Origin of the sequence: Kitasatospora sp. NPDC056181 (assembly GCF_042266225.1) — a bacterium.
Lineage (GTDB): Bacteria > Actinomycetota > Actinomycetes > Streptomycetales > Streptomycetaceae > Kitasatospora.
Genome location: NZ_JBHJUK010000165.1, coordinates 1 through 17,423, shown reverse-complemented (window position 1 = coordinate 17,423; position 17,423 = coordinate 1). Strand labels below are relative to the sequence as shown.

Genomic DNA, 17,423 nt, shown 5'->3' with positions numbered 1-17,423 from the left:
CAACCCCGGATTCCCGGCGCCCACCGAGCCCACCGAGCCCACCGAGACGCCCGCGGCACCCGCCGAGACGCCTGCCTCGTTCGCACCTGTCACCCCTGTCCCCCCGGCCGCCCCGGTCGCGTATGCCGCGCCGATGACCGCACCGGCGCCGCTGACCGCACCCGCGGTGGTCGCCCCGTTCCCGACCAAGACCATCAGCCTGCCCCGGCAGGCCACCGGGCCCCGGCTGGCGCAGCCCGTCCGCACCGTCGTCGAGGAGGCGTCCTGAACCCGGAAGCCGGGGCGGGGAGCGGGCAGGATGACGTCATGACTGCCACGGCCACCACCAGCGGGCGAACCCACGAGCCCCACCAGGCCTACCAGCCCCATGAGTCCCACCAGGCCTGCCAGGCCTACCAGCCCCATGAGCCCCACCAGGCCCAGCCGGAACTCTGGATCGCCGGCGCCGGCGGTGTCGGCCGGGAGGCGCTGGACACCGCGCTCGCGGCCGGCGTCCCGGTAGCGGGCTTCCTGGACGATCGGCAGCACGGCGCCACCGTCCGCGGCCTGCCCGTCCGCAGGCCCGCCGACATCCCGCCCGGCGTCCGCTACCTGGTGGGCATCGCCGACCCGGCCGTCCGACAGCGGCTCGCCGCCGTGCTGGACGCCCGGGGGGCGGCGCCCGCCACCCTGGTCCACCCCAGGGCGCTGATCGCCCCGGACACCGTGCTGGAGCCGGGCTGTCTGGTCATGGGGGGCGCGTACGTATCCAGCAGCGTGCGCCTTGGCGCGCACAGCCAGGTCCACTACAACGCGACCGTCGGCCACGACACCGTCTTCGGCGAGCGGGTGACGGTCTACCCGGGCGGCAACGTGTCCGGGGCGGTGCTGCTGGCCGACGACACCACCGTCGGCAGCAACGCCGTCGTCCTCCAGGGCCGCAAGATCGGCGCGGGTGCCTTCGTCGGCGCGGCCGCCGTGGTGACCAGGGACGTCCCGCCCGGTGAGGTGGTGGTCGGCTCGCCCGCCCGTACGCTCCGGGCGGCCCGCCCCTGACGCCAGGTCCCGGCCGCGGACGCCAGGCCCCGGCTCGCCGGCGGCGGACACCCCGCCTCGCGGATGCCAGGCTCCCGTCCCCGGCTCCCGGTCCCCGGATCCGCTTCCTGACGCCGGATAGGGTGCGAGGCATGGCCATTCCCACCTTCCTCGCCGACCTCCGCGCCCTCGTCGGCACCCGCAAGCTCTGGCTGAGTGCCGCCGCTGCCGTCGTCTTCGACGACCGGGGCCGGGTGCTGCTCGCCCAGCGGGCCGACGACGGCCGCTGGGCGCTGCCCGGCGGCATCCTCGAACCGGGGGAGCAGCCCGCCGACGGGGTGGTGCGCGAGTGCCTGGAGGAGACCGGTGTCGAGGTCGTCCCCGAGGTGCTCGCCGCCGTGCGCGTCACGGACGACGTCACCTACCCCAACGGCGATGTGACGCAGTACCTGGTGCTCGTCTTCCGCTGCCGCCCGGTCGGTGGCGAGGCCCGGGTCAACGACGACGAGTCGCTCGCCGTCGGCTGGTTCGACCTGGACGACCTGCCGCCGATGATCGACCAGGAGCACGAGTGCCTGCGCCAGGCCCGGGACTCCCAGGGGGCGACCCTCTTCGAGTGGGACGGCAAGGAGCGCCCGTGACCGGCGACCCGGCCGCAGAAACCGCACAGCCCGCCCCGCCCGGACGACCCGCACGGCCGGTAGAACCCGGACGACCCGCCCCGCCAGGACGACCCGCGCAGCCGGCAGAACCCGGACGACCCGCCCCGCCCGGACTGACCGAAGTCCCGCTGTCCGACGGGCCGGTGGAGTTCCGCGGCGCGCTGCACCTGGAGCGCACGGCGGTCGGCCTGCGCCCCTGGCGGCTGCCCGCATGGACGGGCGCGCAGGCCCCGGGCGACGCGCTGCGCCGCGTGGCGATGATGCCGTCCGGCGTGCGGCTGGCCTTCCGGACGGCGGCGACGGTGCTCGAACTCGCCCTGCACGCGCCGCCGGAGTCCCCGTACCCGGGCGCCGTCGAGCTGATGCTGGACGGTGTCCGGGTCGGCCGGGCCGCGCTGCCGGCGGCGGGAGGCCCGGCCGTCCTGCGGTTCGACCCGGGGGCCTCGGACGGCGGGCGCGAGGTGGAGCTGTGGCTGCCGCAGTGGACCTCCGTCGAGCTGGTCGCGCTGCGCGCGGACGCCCCGGTCCACCCGCCCCGGCCGACCGGGCGGCTCCGCTGGCTGCACCACGGCAGTTCGATCAGCCAGGCCCCGGAGGCGGACTCGGCCGCCGACGTCTGGCCGTGGATCGCCGCCGGGCGGGCCGGCGTCGACCTGCTCAACCTTTCGCTGGCCGGCAACGCCCATCTGGACCCGTTCACCGCCCGCACCGTCCGGGACCAGCCGGCCGACCTGATCAGCCTCAAGATCGGGATCAACGTCATCACGGCGGCGTCGTTCCGCCGGCGCACCTTCGTCCCGGCCGTGCACGGCTTCCTGGACACCGTCCGCGAGGGGCACCCGGACACCCCGCTGCTGGTCGTCTCCCCGCTGTTCTGCCCGCCGTTCGAACGGACTCCGGGGCCGGCGGGGTACGAGCCGACGGCGGACGGGCGCCGGTTCACGGCGCTCGGCGACCCCGCCGACACCGCTGCGGGTGCGCTCACCCTGGAGGTGGTCCGCGCCGAGCTGGCCGCGATCACCGCCGCCCGGGCGGCCACCGACCCGCACCTGCACCACCTGGACGGGCTCGCGCTCCTGGGCCCGGAGGACGCCGACGGACTGGGCGACCTGCTGCACCCGAAGCCGGCCGGGCACCGGCGGATCGGCGAGCGGTTCGCCGCACTCGCCTTCGGCCCGGGCGGGCCCTTCGCCTCCGCCGCGGCCACGCCCTGAAGGGGTGCCACGGAGCACGGCCGCCGTGCTCCGTGGCCGCCCTCCTCCGCGCACGGCCGCCGTGCTCCGAGGGATGCCTCAGAGCGTCCGGAACCACTCCGCCGTGCGCTCCAGCCCCTCGCGCAGCGGCACCGGCCGGATGTCCGGAAAGAGCGCACGCAGCCGGGAGTCGTCGGCCTGGGAGTCCCGGACGTCGCCGGGCCGGGGCTCGGTGTGGGCGACCTCGACGGGGTGGCCGAGCGCGTGCACCACCCGTCGGACCACCGCCTCGGCGATCACCTGGGTGACGGCACCGACGTAGGTGAAGTCCCGGCTCTGGCCGCCGTACCCGTGCACGGTCAGCGGACGCCCGGCCAGCGCCGCGTCCAGGAAGGCGGGCACCACCGCGGCGTAGGCGTGACCGGCCGGCTGGAGCGGGCCGAACACGTTGAAGAACCGCAGCGGCAGCACGCCGAGCCCGTAGCAGTGGTGGAAGGCCGCCAGGTAGGCCTCGGTGGCCAGCTTGCTCACGGCGTACGGGCTCATCGGCGCGGTGCGCATGGTCTCGCGCTTGGGCAGTTCGCGGTTGGCGCCGTAGACCGAGGACGAGGAGGCGGCGGCCACGTACAGACCGCCGGCCCGGCGGGCCGCTTCCAGGACCTCCAGGGTGCCGGTGGCGTTGGCGTGGTGGCTGGCCAGCGGGTCGGCCACCGAGCGCGGGACGGAGGGTGGCGCGGCCAGGTGCACCACCGCGTCGGCGCCCGTGAACGCCTCGTCCAGCAGGGCGGGTTCGAGGATGCTGCCCTCCAGGAGGACGGCGCCGGTGCCCGCGAGGTTGGCCTTGCTGCCCGTGGACAGGTTGTCCACCACCCGGACCTGGTCCACCTCGGGGCGGGTCAGCAGGGCCCGGACCAGGTTGGCTCCGATGAATCCGGCCCCGCCGGTGACGACCACGCGCATGGCTGAGGTTCCCCCTCCGACCGTCCGGCCCGCCCGGCCGACCGGTCCTGCCCGATGGTAGCCGGGCGGTCACCTGCCGTGGGGTGGAACGCCGAGAAGTACCCCGCGGGGAAGGGGCGGTGACGTGGGCTCAGTCCTTGTGCTGGCGGTACGCCTCCTCGGCGGCGTCCAGCACCGCGGCGAGGTCGCCGCCCGCGGTGGCGGTGGCGACGGCCGCGACCGCGCCCTCCACGAACGGGGCGTCGGCGAAGCGGACCGGGAACGGCAGGCCGTGCTCGTCGGCGTCGGCGAGCAGCGCGCGGACGGTCGACACCGCGCCGCCCAGGTCGGCGAGGATCACCACGCCGTGGCCCTGGTCGACCCGGCGGGTGGCGGCGGCCACCAGGACGGCACTGATGCCGGGGCCGGAGACCAGGTCGCCCCCGGTCCCGGCGACCGGGGCGGGAGCGTCGGAGTCGGCGAGTGCGAGCGCCAGGGCCCGGACGGCCACGGCAAGCTCCTGGCTGTGCGAGACCAGCACGATTCCGACCCGCCCGTGTGTGGGTGGCCGGCTGGGCGTCGGACGTGGCAGCGGGGTGCGCGAGGGCGGTGTGCGGGGCGCCGGGGGGTGGGCCGAGGGGGCTTCGGAGATGGGGATGACATCGGCGCGGGTGCCGTCCCGGCGGCTCATCGGCTGCTCCTGTGGGCGCGGGGTGGGGGATGCGGGGTGCGGGTGGTGTCTCGTCGGTGCGGGCTCGCGGTGCGGGCTCGCGATGCGGGGCGGGGGTACGGGGTGGGGGTACGGGGTGGCGGCGCGGGCTCGCGGTTCGGGCTCGCGGTTCGGGCTCGCGGTTCGGGCTTCCCTCACTCTGGCAGCTCCCGTGCCGCCCGCCCGCGCGGGACACGCTCCGCGGGGCTCGCGCCGGGGGGTGGGCGTGCAGCACACGGGTGATGCCCGGGGGGCGGGGGCCGGGCCTCCGCCCCGGTCGGGGGAGTCCTCGGCAACCCGCTGACCGGCGCGGCGGCGATGGCTAGGCTGGCCCCGGAAGACCGTCGGGAGGAGACCAGTAGTGGCAGCCAACATCGGGACTGACGTGGAATCGGCCGCAGGGGTGGCCGGGGTGGGTGGAGTGCCGGCGCCCGGCGCGGCACCGGAGCTCGCACCGAACGGGAAGCCGAAGGTCGACTTCAGCGGGGCCACCTGGCTGTGCAGCAGCCAGGGCGTCGGGGACGTCCAGATCGCCTTCGTCGACGGGTACATCGGTATGCGGGACGGTCGCCAGGAGGACGGCCCGGTCCTGGTCTTCACGCCGGGGGAGTGGCGGGCCTTCGTGCTCGGCGCCCGGGACGGGGAGTTCGACCTCACCTGAGGTCCCGCACCAGGACCTGTCCGGGGCCTCGCCCGAGGCCTGAGGCCTGAGGCCTGAGGCCCGAGGCCTGAGGCCCGAGGCCTGAGGCCCGAAGCCCGAGGCCTCAGTCGAGTCCCGGGACCTCTCCGAGACCCGGGCCTCTCCCAGGGCCGCATGCGGCCCTGTTCCCGGATTCTCGCGCGTGCCTGTTCCCAAGGCCTCGCCCTGGCCGGTTCCCGAGGGCGCCGGACACCGGATACCGGACGGGCCCCGGTCGGGGGCCCGCCCCGGCGCGCGCTCGTGCATCGGGGGTGCATCGGTCCGATCTCGTTTGAGCGTACCCCGTCATTATTTCTGTTGACTGTTAGACAAACGCAGCTCAGAGTATGAGCACAGGCAGACGCCGTGCCCACCGCCCCCACGCGGCCAGACACGGCGCCTGCTGTGCAGCCCGGCAGTGCTGCCAGGCCTGCCTCCCAGTCATCCCCTGCGCACCGGGGGTGCGTCGGCCGTTCCCGACCCCACAAGGGGGCCGGCAGTCGCCGGGAGGCTGGCACCGAAGCCGAGAGCGACTCGGAGTCGGTACCGGGTGCTCGGGACCCGCACGCCCCCACGCGGCGGCGTCCCGAGCAGATCCGCGGGAGCGACGGGCCGGGGCCCCGCGGACCTTGCTTGTGTGGCATGGAACTGTTGGCTTGTGTGTTGTGCTCGCTGTGCTGTGCGGTGTGCGACGACGAAGCTGGGTGCTCGGCGGATCGGCACGACGATGTGCACAGTGAGGGATACGCGTGTAGGGCCGCGTTGCGACATGCCGTCCCCCCGGAGGGTGAAACCCAGAACGGCCGTCGTGCTGAACCGAACGTAGCCCGGACGGTTGCTCAGAGTCAACATTGGTCTCTGAGCGTGGATCTCCGTCCGGTGCCCCACCCACCCCGTGAGAGCGGTGTGCCGGGCACGTACGATGTTCCCATGTCTTTTCTCCGCCGTCGCTCCGGACAGCCCGCCGGCCCGGACTTCGACGTGCTCGCGATGGACCCGGGCGACTGGCCCGGCGACTTCGGTGCGGCCATGATGACCGGTCCGGACGGCTCCTGCCAGGGGATTTTCCTGCGCTACGACCTGTTCGGCGGTAGAGGCCCGGCGATGTTCATCGGCAATCTCCCCGAGGGCTCGCCGGCCCGCGACACCGGGGACGACGTGCCCTTCGAGGTCCGGCAGCTGCTCGCGGCACTGGAGAACGAGGAACCGGTCGAGTTCGTCTCGGCCGAGGACTTCCCGGTGATGCTCGGGGACGACCTGCTGATCGTGAAGAAGGTCAAGGTCAGCGAGGGTCGGGTGTTCTGCTCCCAGTTCGGGCGCAGCGACGGCGTCCAGGTCACCATCGCCTCCTGGGACCGACCGATTTCGGACGACCTCTACCAGCTGCTCAAGCCGCTCCCGGCGGACATGTTCCAGCAGGGCTGACCGGCGCCGCCCCCGGCGTCCGCTTCGCTCCCTGGTGCCCGCTTCGCTCCCTCGTGTCCACTTCCGTGTCCGCTTCGCCCGCGGTACCCGCTTCGGCCCGTCCTGCCGGCTTTCGTTCCCGGCCGGATTCCCGATCGGGTGGGGCCGGGGAGCTTGGGGGCGTTGGGGGCCTCGGAGGCGCCGGGAATCGGGGGGACGGGCGGGAGCGGCGGGGCCGTCCCGCGCCCCGGGCGCTGCTTGACGGTTTCGATCACCGCTTCGTACAGTCGCGAACATGTCGTGCCGTCTCCCGCTGCTGACCCGCCGCAGCTATCTGGACCTGCGGCGCACCGCCAGCGCGGCGTGTCCGGGCCACTGAGGGGGACTCGTCCCCGAGGCGGCGGGCGGCCGGCCGAGCGGTCGGCGCCGATCCGGGGGCGGGCGTTCCGCTGACCTCCGGTGCCGCCAACCCGGTACCGCGCGCCCCGTCCGGCGTGCCGCCCGCAGTTGCCGAGCCCACGCTGCCGCCCGGAGGCACCAGCACCATGACCAGTACCGCGACCGCCGTCGCCGCCGACCAGTCGCCCGTCGCCACCGCCCTCGCCGGGCTGCCGCGGGTCGTCGACCTGCTGGCCGCCCGGGCCGAGGAGCACGACCGCGACGCCACGTTCCCGTACCAGGGCATCGAGGCGGTGCACGAGGCCGGACTGCTCACCCTCACCGTCGCCCAGCGGTACGGCGGGCCGGGCGGCACGCTCGCCGACACCGTCCGGGTGCTTGCCCAACTCGGGCGCGGAGACGCCTCGGTGGCCGTGGTCACCGCGTTCACCCTGCTCCGGCACGCCGAACAGGCCCGGCTCGCGAGCTGGCCGACGGCCGGCTACCGGCGGCTGCTCACGGAGTCCCGTCGCGGGCCCGCGCTGGTCAGCACCCTGCACGCGGAGCCCGGCGGCCAGGGCGGTGCTCACGGGGGTGCGGTTCCGGCCACGGTGGCCCGGTGGGACGGCGACGGGTGGCTGCTCACCGGCCGGAAGACGTACTGCGCCGGCGCCGAGGCGCTGACCTGGATGGCGATCACCGCACGGACCGACGAGCCGGTGCCGCGGGTCGGGACCTTCCTGGTCCGCGGCGAGAGCGAGGGCGTCGAGGTCGACCCGACCTGGGACCAACTCGGCCTGCGGGCCAGTGCCAGCCACGACGTGGTGCTGGACTCCGTCCGGGTGCCGGCCGAGCTCGCCCTCGGGCTCGCGGTACCGAAGTCCGCCGCCGGAACGGCCCCTTCGGGAACCGGAACCGGCTCTTCGGGAACCGCCTCCGCGGTGGCCGGAACCACCCCTTCGGGAAGCGGAGTTGTCGGTTCCACCGTGCCGGCCGTCGAACTCACCCGGGCCTGGCACGACCTGGCCCTCTCCGCGATCGCGCTCGGGGTGGCCCGCTCCGCCGAGGACTGGCTGGTGCGCTTCCTGCACCAGCGCACGCCGGCCAACCTGACCGAGCCGCTCGGCAGCCTGCTCCGGTACCGCTGCGCGCTCGGCGAGATCGAGGCCCAGCTGATCGGCGCGGAGGAGTTGGTCAACGGCCTTGCCCCGCGCGTCGACAGGGGCGAGCCGGACGCCGTCGCCCGGACCGGGCCCGCCCATCTGCTGGTCACCCGGGCCGCGACGGCCGCCGTCCAGCAGGCCGTCGCGCTCACCGGCAACCCCGGCCTCAGCCGGCGCCACCCGCTCGAACGCTACCTGCGCGACGTGCTCAGCAGCCGGGTGCACTTCGCCCCGGACGAGGCCGTCCTGGACACCGTCGGCCGGGCGGCCCTCGACCGCGGGGCCCGGCCCTGAGGACCGGGCCCCGTCAGCAGGCCTGACGGGCGCTCAGCGCACCCGGTGCAGCCGGCGCACCCTCGGTGCAGGCGGCACACCCTCGGTGCAGCGCACCCCTCGACAGCGCACGCCTCGGTGGTGGACGCCCCAGCGGCGGACGCCTGCCTCAGCGCGTGCCGACCGCGGCGCGGACCGCACGGCGGGCCAGTGCGGCGTCGTCGTACAGCCGACGGATCATGATCCGCTGCTCCTCGCCCGCCCCCGGCACGTCGTAGAGCCGGATCTCCCGCATCAGCACCAGCACCAGGTTGACCAGGAACGCGTCCCGGGCCAGCGTGCCGCCGCTCTGGGCGAGTTGGCTGATCTGGCGGCGGGCCGCGGTGTCCCCGGAGAGGACGCTCCACAGCACCGCCAGGTCGTAGCCGGGCAGGTACCAGCCGGCCTGCTCCCAGTCGACCAGCACCGGCCCGGAGGGCGCCAGCAGCATGTTGCTGAGCAGCGCGTCGCCGTGGCAGAGCTGGAGCGGGGTGTGGCCCAGGCCGTGCAGCAGGCCGCGGAGGTCGCCGGCGTCCCGGTCGGTGAGCTGGCCCACCGAGTGGTACCGGGCGATCTCCAACTGGTAGTCCAGGCGCGGCTGGAAGACGTCGGTCGGCGGCCGCCACAGGTTGAGCGTCCGGACGGCGGTGAGCAGCGCCCGGACCTCGCCCGGGGTGGGCGCGTTGACCGGGTGGCGCTCCCGGGCGGCCGGACGGCCGGGGACGCGTTCCACGACGAGCACGCAGCGGTCGTGGTCGGCCGCGACCAGCCGGGGCAGCCGCACCGGCGGACGGTGCCGGACGAACGCCCGGTACACCGCGACCTCGTGGTGGAAGTCGGCCACCAGCTGCTCGAAGTACTCACTCCGCACCGCCTGCGGCGCCAGGCACTTGGCGACCACCGGCGCCCGCCCGATGGTGCCCGCCACCAGGATGTGGCGGCTGCCCTCGCGCAGGACCTGGCGCGGGGTGAAGGCGGGGCATATCCGCGCGACGCCGGCCAGCGCGGCCCGGACCGCCGGGGTCTGCAGCGCCGACGGGTCGATCCGCTCGGGGCCGCCGGCCTGCCCGGGCCGCATCGGCTGACGCAGCATCCGGCCGTCGCCCGGCCGGGCGGCCGGGATCCGTGCGCCTCCCGGCAGGACGGAGTCGGGGGCGCGCAACCCCAGTGCCGTACGGGCGGCCTGGCCCCGCGCGTCCGCGGACCGGCCGTCGGTGCCGCGCGGGGCCGCAGGGCGGCTCGGCGGCGGGACCTGCTTGGGGCCGGGACGGCCGGTGGCTGCGGTGGGGGGGCGCAGCGCGGTGCGGGTCGCGGTCGGCGAGGGGGAGGTCGCTGAGGGGTACATGGGGTGAGGGAGGTCCCTTCCTGTCCGTCGGCGGGTGCGCCCCGCGGTGCGGGGAGGGCCGGTGCCGCGTGCTTCCTGGCGTGACGGCGGCCCTGTCTTCGGTGCGGTGGGTGGAGCGCGGGCGCCGGGCACGGACGCGGGGCCGAAGCCCCTTGCTGCGGCGGTGTTCCGACCGTCCGCACCCTGGGGAATGCGGTCGGCCGGACTGCCGTGGCCGTGCCCGGCGCCCCCGCGCCACCCGGCCGCGCCACCCCCTCGGGTGAGGACCGGGGACGCCCCCTGACACGGGCGGGGGAGCCCCGCCGTGGCCTGGGGCGCCGCCCGACCCGAGGGGCGAGGTGGCGCACCTCTACATCACACCCGGACGGCACTGGTTGGTAATGTGGCGGACCCTGGCGAAGCCTGGCGAATGCTCGCCTGGCACATGACGGAGCCTCTAGCCTCGAACCAGCCGAGGAACCTGGGGGCTTCACGTGAGCAGGGAACCCAACACCCGACTCGCCGACCTGTTCGTCCTGACCGGATGGTCGAAGGGCGAGCTCGCGCGGCTGGTCAACAGGCGTGGCGCCGCGATCGGACAGCAGCAGCTGTCCACCGACACCTCGCGGGTCCGGCGGTGGATCGAGCAGGGGGAGATCCCGCGCGATCCGGTGCCGAGGGTGCTGGCAGCCGTGTTCACGGAGCGGCTCGGCCGTGTCGTCACCACTGAGGACCTCGGTCTGGAACGACACCGGCCCACCAGGACCGGAGCGGCGCAGCCCGCAGCACATCCATGGGAGCCGGATCGTACGGCCGCGGTCCTCACCGAGTTCACGGGAATGGACCTCATGCTGAACCGACGTGGATTGGTGGGCGCGGGTGCCGCGCTCACGGCCGGGGCGGTCGTCGCCGACTCCCTGAAGGGCTGGCTGGGCGGGGACGCGGTCGCGTACGCGGCCTCCGTGCCCGGGCCGCGACCGGTGGTCACCGGGCAGGGCGCCGCCCGTCCGGTGGTGGACGTGTACGACGCGGGCCCGGTCGGGCTCGACGAGGTGGAGGCGCTGGAGCGTTCGGTGCAGGTGTTCCGCGCCTGGGACGCCGCCCGCGGCGGCGGCCTCCAGCGCAAGGCGGTGGTGGGCCAGCTCAACGAGGTGGGCGGGCTCCTGACGCACCGCCACAGTCCCGCAGTGGAGCAGCGGTTGTGGCTGGTCGCCGCCAACCTCGCGGTGCTGGCCGGCTGGATGTCGCACGACGTCGGCCTGGAGCCCACCGCGCAGCGGTACTTCGTGATCGCCGCCGAGTCGGCCAAGGAGGCCGGCGACCGTCCGCGGGCCGGCGAGGCGATCTCGCGCGCGGCCCGGCAGATGGTCCACCTCGGCAGGGCCGACGACGCGCTCGACCTGATGTCGGCGGCGAAGGCCGGCGGCGGCCAGGTGCTGCCCAGAACCCGGGCGATGCTCAACACCGTGGAGGCCTGGGCGCACGCCTCGATCGGGCACTCCCAGGACACCTGGCGGCTGCTCGGCGAGGCCGAGGACCTCTTCGCCGAGGACGTCCCCGAGCCGCCGCCGTCCTGGATGCAGGTCTTCGACGAGGCGGAGCTGCGCGGCATGCAGGCGCTGGTGCTGCGCACCCTGGCCGAGCACGACCCGTCGGCGGCCGTGCAGGCCCGGAACCAGGCCGAGCGGGTGATCGAGCTCCGGGAGGGCACCGGCCAGCTGCGCTCGGCGCTGTTCGACCGGATCACCCTGGCCTCGGTCCACTGGCTCACTGGTGAGCCGGACGCGGCGGAGTTCCAGGCCAAGATGGTGATGAACCTGATCGGCCAGAACTCCTCGCACCGCACCTGGGACCGGCTGCGCGAGATGTACCGGCTGACCGCCCGCTACCGGGGGATGCCGGTGGTGGACGAGCTCCGCGCGGAGCTGGGGCGGGAGTTGCGGCAGGCGGACGCCAAGAACCGGCCGAAGCTCGCCTGAGCCGGCCCGCCGGTGGTCCGGTCGTCCAGGGAAACGGCGGCTCGGGCGTACGGCGGTGTCAGCGGCCTGCTCGTACGGCGGCTCGGGCGTACGGCGGTGTCAGCGGCCTGCTCGTACGGCGGCTCGGGCGTACGGCGGTGTCAGCGGCCTGCTCGTACGGCGGCTCGGCGGTCCGTGGATCCGGTCCGGGGTTGGGCCGGGACGGGCCCGCGTCGGCCTGTGTCGTCCTGCGTGGGCCGTTGGCCGAGGCGTGGTCGGCGGTTCGGGTGCCGCCGGTGGTTCAGCGGTGGTCGACGACGGGACGCAGCAGCAGGCGCAGTGCGGTGACGGTGCCGTCGGTGCCGAGCACGGGCTCGCCCGCGCACTCGATCGCGCCGCGACCGCCGCAGGGGTGGCGGACCTGGAGGGTGCCGTAGGCGTGCCGTCCGTGGACCAGTGCGTCGGTCATCATCCGGCGCAGCTGCGGCCGGTCCGGCTCGTCGACGCGGTCGGGCAGCCGGTCGAGGCTGAGCGGGCCGCGTCCCGGGTCGCACCCGAGCAGCCGGAACACCTCGTCGGACCACCGGATGTCGTCGGTGAGGAGGTCCCACTCGGCCGAGCCGACTCCGGGGCCGGACGGCGCCTGTGTCGTGCCGTGCGCTCTGTCGTCCACTCTGCCGTCCACCGCGTCGTCGGCCGCCCCGGTCTCCGGTCCCGTGCCCGCCCCGCCGTCGGCCGGGCGGCCCGTCGGGGTGCCCGGTGCGGTCCGGGCGCCGCCGGCCGTCCGGCTGTCCGCCGGCCCGTCCGCCACGGCGGTGCCCGGCGGGCGGCCGGTGGTGCTGGGCATGTTCATGACGTTTCCGATGATCGAGTGACGGTGGCGTTACAGCCTGTCCGGGTGGTGAGAAGACTGTCGCACAGCGACCTCACCCCTGCGGGGGATTTGGGCAGATCTCTGGCAAAATTCCTCCGGCATATGCCAAACGGACAGAAGGGTCCATTGCCCTGTGTGCGGCGGGGTGTCCGAGGCGGTAACCTTCGGTGATTCCGGCGCCCGGGCGCCCACCGCAGTACCGACCAGTGACCCCGGCGACGGAAATCCCGTTGCCACTACGACCGCCGCAACGGATGCTGACCTCATGTTCGAGCCAGTGATAGCACCCAGTGCCAGCCTCCTCGGCCTCCTTCAGCGAGGCCGCGGTGACGGGCAGCTCCATGCGCTGGCCGCCGACCGCACCGAGGCCATCGCCGCGCTGGAGGAGTGCGTCACCAGGGACCCGAGGGCCGACTGGCAGGTCGAGAACCGCTCCCTCTACTACGCACGCCTCTACATGGAGTTGGAGGCGCCGCTCGGCGGCATCGAGGACCACCTCCACGACCCGGAGGACCTCCTCGACGACGACGAGACCCGCACGGGCCTCGCCCTCTCCGTCCTCGGCCACCTCGCCGCCTACGGCCGGCGCGACGCGCTGCTGATGCTGCGCGAGTACGCCGCCACCGGCACCAACTGGGCCTGGGCCCTGGACGAGCTCGCGCTGCGGGACGACGACCGTGGCCTGCTGCTGCTCGGCACCGCCGTGCTGGACCGCTTCCCGCCGGGCCCCGAGGGCGACGCCGAGCTGCGCGAGTTCATCCGCGGCGCGTACGAGCCGCGGCCGTGGCGGCTCTGGGCGGCCTACCACCCGCGGGTCGCCGCGGCGAGCGAGCAGTCCCCCTTCGACCTCTGGCAGCGCCAGCTCAACCGCAGCGGTGTCACCCCCGGCTGGTCCACCGCCGACGTGCTCGCCTGGGCCGACCAGGGTGAGCTGGGCGGCCTGAGCGCCGGGGCCTTCGCCCGACAGCCCGACCGCCCCGAACCGGCCCGCGAGGCCGGCGACCTCACCGGCCCCGACGCCGTGGACCGCCGCGCCGCCGCTGCCGCGCGCTGCCTGGCCGCCGTGGTCCGCCCCGAGGACCGTCCGGCCGTGCTGGAGGCCGCCCGCAGCGGCCTGCCGGGCGCCCGCCGGGCAGCGCTGCGCTACCTGGTCGACCAGCGCGACCCGGCCGCCGCCGGCCTGATCGAGGCCGCCGCCGCCGACGTGGACGACCGGATGGTGCGCGCCGCACTGGAGCTGCTCGGCCGGATGCGCGGCCCCGAGGTGCTGGCCCACGCCCGCCGCTGGGCCGATCCGACCACCGGCGGCGCGGACAGCGCCCTCGGCGAGGCCGCCGTCCAGCTGCTCGCCGACGCCGGCGAGCCCTGCGACGCGCCCCTCGTGGTGGCCGGCCTGCGCCGCTGGATCTCGGTGCGCGGGGTGACGGGCACCGGTTCCGGGCTCGGGGCGCTGGTCGACGGTGCGGGGCGGCTTGCCGCCGCCGAAGCCGTCCCCGTCCTGCGCCACATCTACGGCGAGGCCGCCTCGTCCGAACTGCGGGGGCGCGCCGCCCAGGCGCTCGCCGCGACCGACGTGCACTTCCCCGAGGGCCCGGCCGTCGAGTGCCTCTGGGACTGCGAGGAGTCCACCCGGGAGCTCGCCGCGAGACACGTCGCCACCACCGGCGACGCCCGTGTGCTGGAGCGCCTGCGCCGGCTCGCCGCCGATCCGGCCGAGGAGGCCGAGGTCCACGCCGCCGTGCGGGGCCGGCTGACCGCCGCCCGCGAGCGCAGCCGGTAGCCACCCGGCGGGGGCGCCACGGGCGCCCCGGGGCCAATCCCGAGCCGCCTACGGGCCGGGACGGGGGCCGAGGCCACGTGCCCGAGCCGCCCGTGTGCCTGGCCCACCTGTGAGCCTGAGCCGCCTGCGGTCCTGAGCCGGCTGTGTGCCGCCTCTGTGCCGCGGCCGAGCTGCGGCCGAGCTGCGGCCGCGCGCCGCCGGCCTGCTACCGCGTCGTTCGGGGGCCGGATTGCTTCCTGGACGACGAAACGGGCCGGGGCACCTGAAGAGGTGCCCCGGCCCGCTGCTGTCGGTACGAGGGGACCGGTGGGGTGGAACCGCTGGACGGCGCTGCCGGGCTTAATCGCCGGGCTGAATCGCCGGGGGTTGGACTGCTGGGTGGAAGCGCTGGAACCGCGTTCTACTTCACGACCCCGGCGTCGGGCGCCAGAGTGCCGATGCTCACCAGCACGATGATCAGAATGCCGAGCGCCACGCGGTACACCACGAACGGCATGAAGCTGTTGTTCGAGATGTACTTCAGGAACCAGGCGATCGCCGCGTAGCCGACCACGAAGGCGATCAGGGTCGCCAGGACGGTCGGTCCCCAGGCCGGGGCGGGGCCCTCGCCGATCTTGAACAGCTCCAGCAGGCCGGAGGCGAGCACCGCCGGGATCGCCAGCAGGAACGAGTACCGGGCCGCCGCCTCGCGGCTGTAGCCGAGCAGGAGGCCGGCGCTGATGGTGCCGCCCGAGCGGGAGACGCCGGGGATGAGCGCCAGCGCCTGTGCGAAGCCGTACCCGGCGGCGTGCGGCAGGGTGAGATCGGTGATCGGCTTGGCGTTCCGGACCGCCCGGGTCCGGTCGGCCACCGCCAGGATCAGGCCGAACACGATCAACGTGGTGCCGATGATCCGCAGGTCACGGAGGTTGGTCTCGATGGTGTCCTGGAACAGCTTGCCCAGGATGCCGATCGGCAGGGTGCCGATGATCACGAACCAGCCCATCCGGGCGTCCTGGTGCGAGCGGAGCGCGGGCCGGAACAGCGAGAGCGTCCACGTCTTCACGATCGAGGCGATGTCGCGGCGGAAGTAGATCAGCACCGCGGACTCGGTGCCGAGCTGGGTCACGGCGGTGAAGGCCGCGCCCGGGTCGTCCCAGCCCAACAGGGCCGAGAAGACCCGGAGGTGGGCGCTGGAGGAGATCGGCAGGAATTCGGTGAGCCCCTGGATCAGGCCGAGGACGGCCCCGTGGAACCATTCGATCACCGGACACCCGCCCGGGGTATCCGTCGGTCGATGCGCATCAGCGGTCCTTGTGTGGTGGTCGGTGCGGGAGCATGCCATCGGCATGCACGGGGCACATGCCGATGGCATGCGAACCGCCGGTCCCGCCCGACGCACGGGTCGCGCGAGGGCCCGGCGCGCGCCTGATGGTACGCGGTGAAGGTGACGGGTTGTCGTTCACCCCCGCTCCGGGCCGACCGCACCGCCCGGACCGTTCTCCGGACGGTGCTCGTGCGTTGCTCGTGCGGTGCTCGTGTGCTGCTCGTCCCCTGTTCAGACGGTGTCCGGCCGTGCCCGCACCCAGACCCGGTCCTCGGTCAGATAGGCGTCCACGGTCAGGCCGGCCTCGGCCAGCGCCCGCTCGAACTCGGCGGTGCTGAGCGGCCGGGAGAGGAAGGTCTGGGTCCAGCGCGCGTCCGGGAACTCGTACTCGACGTGCACCGAGTTCACCCCGTCGCCGACCGGTGTGGACGAGGCGATCCGGACCAGTCCGTCCGGAGGGATCGGGCGCTCGCGCGGCACCTCCAGGTGCCACTCCTCGCCCTCGCGCTGGAGCAGGACGCAGCCGTCCGCCGCGACATGGCGCCGGCAGGTCTCCAGCAGCCGACGCCGGACCACCGGGTCGCCGGCGTGCACCAGGAACGAGGCCAGCAGGACGACGTCGAACTGCTCGCCGAGGTCCAGCTCCTCGATCGGGCTCCGGACGGTCCTGGCCCCGCGCACCCGGGCCAGCATCTCGGCGGACTCGTCCACGGCCGTCACCGCGAAGCCCCGGTCGAGCAGCGGGTGCGTCATCCGGCCCACGCCGCAGCCCAGTTCGAGGATGCTCGCGCCGGCCGGGACCGCCTTCTCGATCACCTCCGGCTCACCCGTGGCCGGCAGTCGGCTGTACATCTCGACGGCGCACCCGTCCGGTGTGATCGCGCCCGGTCCCGTGCCGTCGTAACCCCTGCGTCGCTCATCGGTCATGCGTCCCATCGGAACACGGGTCGGCGGGAGGGGGAAGAGGGCGTCGGAACGAGGGTTGCGGCATACCCCCTGGGGGTATACATTCATCGTCGACGGAGCGAGGAACGAAGCGCCAGAGCAAGCGGAGGACGACATGGCACACCCCGCACAGCACGAACACGAGCAGCACGCGGGCCACCAGCACCACCAGCACCACGAGCACCACGGCCACCCGGCCGGTCACGAAGGTCACGCCGGCCATGTCGGACACGACGCGCATGCGGACCATGCCGGCCACGGTGCGGTGCACGGCGGCGGGGCAAGCTGGCGGACCGCCGCGCAGGCCACCCTGCACTGCCTCACCGGCTGCGCCATCGGCGAGATCCTCGGCATGGTGCTCGGTACCGCGTTCGGCCTGCACAACGGTGCGACCGTGGTGCTCTCGGTGCTGCTGGCCTTCGTCTTCGGCTACGCGCTCACCATGCGCGGCGTGCTGAAGGCCGGCCTGGACGTCGGGGCCGCGGTGAAGGTCGCGCTGGCCGCCGACACCGTGTCGATCCTCGTGATGGAGCTGATCGACAACACCGTGATGGTCACCGTCCCGGGGGCGATGGACGCCGGACTCGGCGACCTGCTGTTCTGGATCGCGCTGGCGGGCTCGCTCGTCCTCGCCTTCGGCCTGACCGTGCCGGTCAACAAGTGGATGATCGGGCGCGGCCGCGGCCACGCGGTCGTCCACGCCCACCACCAGCACTGACCCCGTACCCCGAGGCGCCGGGGAACTCGCCTGCGGCCCGCACCGACCGTTCGACGGTCGGTGCG

15 protein-coding genes and 1 pseudogene are annotated in these 17,423 nt (G+C 74.7%); 10 read left to right on the top strand and 6 right to left on the bottom strand.

Annotated elements, in window-relative coordinates; genetic code table 11:
- The 4 genes and pseudogenes from ACFC1F_RS37500 to ACFC1F_RS37485 all read left to right on the top strand — a co-directional run.
- A pseudogene (locus ACFC1F_RS37500) lies at positions 1-268 on the top strand (2-oxoglutarate dehydrogenase, E2 component, dihydrolipoamide succinyltransferase); the annotation flags it as partial.
- Positions 269-306: 38 nt separating this feature from the next.
- Positions 307-1,035, top strand: a complete 729-nt coding sequence (locus ACFC1F_RS37495) for a NeuD/PglB/VioB family sugar acetyltransferase (protein ID WP_376165351.1) — start codon at positions 307-309, stop codon at positions 1,033-1,035.
- Positions 1,036-1,166: 131 nt separating this feature from the next.
- Positions 1,167-1,655 (top strand): NUDIX domain-containing protein, encoded by a 489-nt coding sequence (locus tag ACFC1F_RS37490; protein ID WP_376165349.1) that lies wholly within the window; start codon positions 1,167-1,169, stop codon positions 1,653-1,655.
- A 164-nt stretch (positions 1,656-1,819) separates the two neighbouring features.
- Positions 1,820-2,890, top strand: coding sequence for a lipase (locus ACFC1F_RS37485; RefSeq protein ID WP_376165347.1), 1,071 nt, complete (start codon positions 1,820-1,822; stop codon positions 2,888-2,890).
- Positions 2,891-2,968: 78 nt separating this feature from the next.
- Here ACFC1F_RS37485 and ACFC1F_RS37480 read toward each other — a convergent pair whose 3' ends face one another.
- Both ACFC1F_RS37480 and ACFC1F_RS37475 read right to left on the bottom strand, forming a co-directional pair.
- Positions 2,969-3,829, bottom strand: coding sequence for an NAD-dependent epimerase/dehydratase family protein (locus tag ACFC1F_RS37480; RefSeq protein ID WP_376165345.1), 861 nt, complete (start codon positions 3,827-3,829; stop codon positions 2,969-2,971).
- Between the two features lie 130 nt (positions 3,830-3,959).
- Positions 3,960-4,319: a PTS fructose transporter subunit IIA gene (locus ACFC1F_RS37475; protein ID WP_376165343.1), complete on the bottom strand. Its 360-nt coding sequence runs from the start codon at positions 4,317-4,319 to the stop codon at positions 3,960-3,962.
- 619 nt (positions 4,320-4,938) lie between these two features.
- Here ACFC1F_RS37475 and ACFC1F_RS37470 point away from each other — a divergent pair.
- The 3 genes from ACFC1F_RS37470 (at position 4,939) to ACFC1F_RS37460 (ending at position 8,435) form a co-directional block, all read left to right on the top strand.
- A complete protein-coding gene (locus ACFC1F_RS37470; RefSeq protein WP_148642235.1) occupies positions 4,939-5,178 on the top strand; it encodes a DUF397 domain-containing protein in 240 nt (79 codons plus the stop codon).
- 948 nt (positions 5,179-6,126) lie between these two features.
- On the top strand, positions 6,127-6,621 hold the full coding sequence (locus ACFC1F_RS37465; protein ID WP_148641527.1) for a hypothetical protein: 495 nt from the start codon (positions 6,127-6,129) through the stop codon (positions 6,619-6,621).
- 524 nt (positions 6,622-7,145) lie between these two features.
- Positions 7,146-8,435: an acyl-CoA dehydrogenase family protein gene (locus tag ACFC1F_RS37460; protein ID WP_376165341.1), complete on the top strand. Its 1,290-nt coding sequence runs from the start codon at positions 7,146-7,148 to the stop codon at positions 8,433-8,435.
- 148 nt (positions 8,436-8,583) lie between these two features.
- Here the strand turns inward: ACFC1F_RS37460 and ACFC1F_RS37455 are convergent, their stop codons facing one another.
- Complete coding sequence (locus ACFC1F_RS37455) at positions 8,584-9,798, bottom strand: aminoglycoside phosphotransferase family protein (RefSeq protein WP_245205953.1); 1,215 nt, start codon at positions 9,796-9,798, stop codon at positions 8,584-8,586.
- Positions 9,799-10,271: 473 nt separating this feature from the next.
- On the opposite strand from ACFC1F_RS37455, the gene ACFC1F_RS37450 reads away from it, so the two are divergent.
- Positions 10,272-11,756, top strand: a complete 1,485-nt coding sequence (locus ACFC1F_RS37450) for a hypothetical protein (RefSeq protein WP_376165338.1) — start codon at positions 10,272-10,274, stop codon at positions 11,754-11,756.
- 280 nt (positions 11,757-12,036) lie between these two features.
- Here ACFC1F_RS37450 and ACFC1F_RS37445 read toward each other — a convergent pair whose 3' ends face one another.
- The gene (locus ACFC1F_RS37445; protein WP_209416231.1) at positions 12,037-12,582 is read right to left on the bottom strand and encodes a hypothetical protein; all 546 of its coding nucleotides are present in this window, start codon (positions 12,580-12,582) and stop codon (positions 12,037-12,039) included.
- A gap of 292 nt (positions 12,583-12,874) precedes the next feature.
- On the opposite strand from ACFC1F_RS37445, the gene ACFC1F_RS37440 reads away from it, so the two are divergent.
- Positions 12,875-14,389 carry a HEAT repeat domain-containing protein gene (locus ACFC1F_RS37440; protein WP_376165336.1) on the top strand — a complete coding sequence of 505 codons (1,515 nt, stop codon included), beginning with the start codon at positions 12,875-12,877 and terminating at the stop codon, positions 14,387-14,389.
- A gap of 400 nt (positions 14,390-14,789) precedes the next feature.
- On the opposite strand, the gene ACFC1F_RS37435 is transcribed toward ACFC1F_RS37440, so the two are convergent.
- Positions 14,790-15,632: an undecaprenyl-diphosphate phosphatase gene (locus ACFC1F_RS37435; RefSeq protein WP_376165353.1), complete on the bottom strand. Its 843-nt coding sequence runs from the start codon at positions 15,630-15,632 to the stop codon at positions 14,790-14,792.
- A gap of 294 nt (positions 15,633-15,926) precedes the next feature.
- On the bottom strand, positions 15,927-16,622 hold the full coding sequence (locus ACFC1F_RS37430) for a class I SAM-dependent methyltransferase (protein ID WP_376165334.1): 696 nt from the start codon (positions 16,620-16,622) through the stop codon (positions 15,927-15,929).
- A 133-nt stretch (positions 16,623-16,755) separates the two neighbouring features.
- On the opposite strand from ACFC1F_RS37430, the gene ACFC1F_RS37425 reads away from it, so the two are divergent.
- Positions 16,756-17,358 carry a DUF4396 domain-containing protein gene (locus ACFC1F_RS37425; protein WP_376165332.1) on the top strand — a complete coding sequence of 201 codons (603 nt, stop codon included), beginning with the start codon at positions 16,756-16,758 and terminating at the stop codon, positions 17,356-17,358.
- Positions 17,359-17,423 lie beyond the last annotated feature (65 nt).

Coding starts and splice junctions, on each gene's coding strand:
- ACFC1F_RS37460 (WP_376165341.1), top strand. CDS start 7,146: ATGACCAGTACCGCGACCGCCGTCGCCGCCGACCAGTCGCCCGTCGCC.
- ACFC1F_RS37425 (WP_376165332.1), top strand. CDS start 16,756: ATGGCACACCCCGCACAGCACGAACACGAGCAGCACGCGGGCCACCAG.
- ACFC1F_RS37455 (WP_245205953.1), bottom strand. CDS start 9,798: ATGTACCCCTCAGCGACCTCCCCCTCGCCGACCGCGACCCGCACCGCG.
- ACFC1F_RS37495 (WP_376165351.1), top strand. CDS start 307: ATGACTGCCACGGCCACCACCAGCGGGCGAACCCACGAGCCCCACCAG.
- ACFC1F_RS37480 (WP_376165345.1), bottom strand. CDS start 3,829: ATGCGCGTGGTCGTCACCGGCGGGGCCGGATTCATCGGAGCCAACCTG.
- ACFC1F_RS37440 (WP_376165336.1), top strand. CDS start 12,875: ATGTTCGAGCCAGTGATAGCACCCAGTGCCAGCCTCCTCGGCCTCCTT.
- ACFC1F_RS37465 (WP_148641527.1), top strand. CDS start 6,127: ATGTCTTTTCTCCGCCGTCGCTCCGGACAGCCCGCCGGCCCGGACTTC.
- ACFC1F_RS37490 (WP_376165349.1), top strand. CDS start 1,167: ATGGCCATTCCCACCTTCCTCGCCGACCTCCGCGCCCTCGTCGGCACC.
- ACFC1F_RS37430 (WP_376165334.1), bottom strand. CDS start 16,622: ATGACCGATGAGCGACGCAGGGGTTACGACGGCACGGGACCGGGCGCG.
- ACFC1F_RS37445 (WP_209416231.1), bottom strand. CDS start 12,582: ATGCCCAGCACCACCGGCCGCCCGCCGGGCACCGCCGTGGCGGACGGG.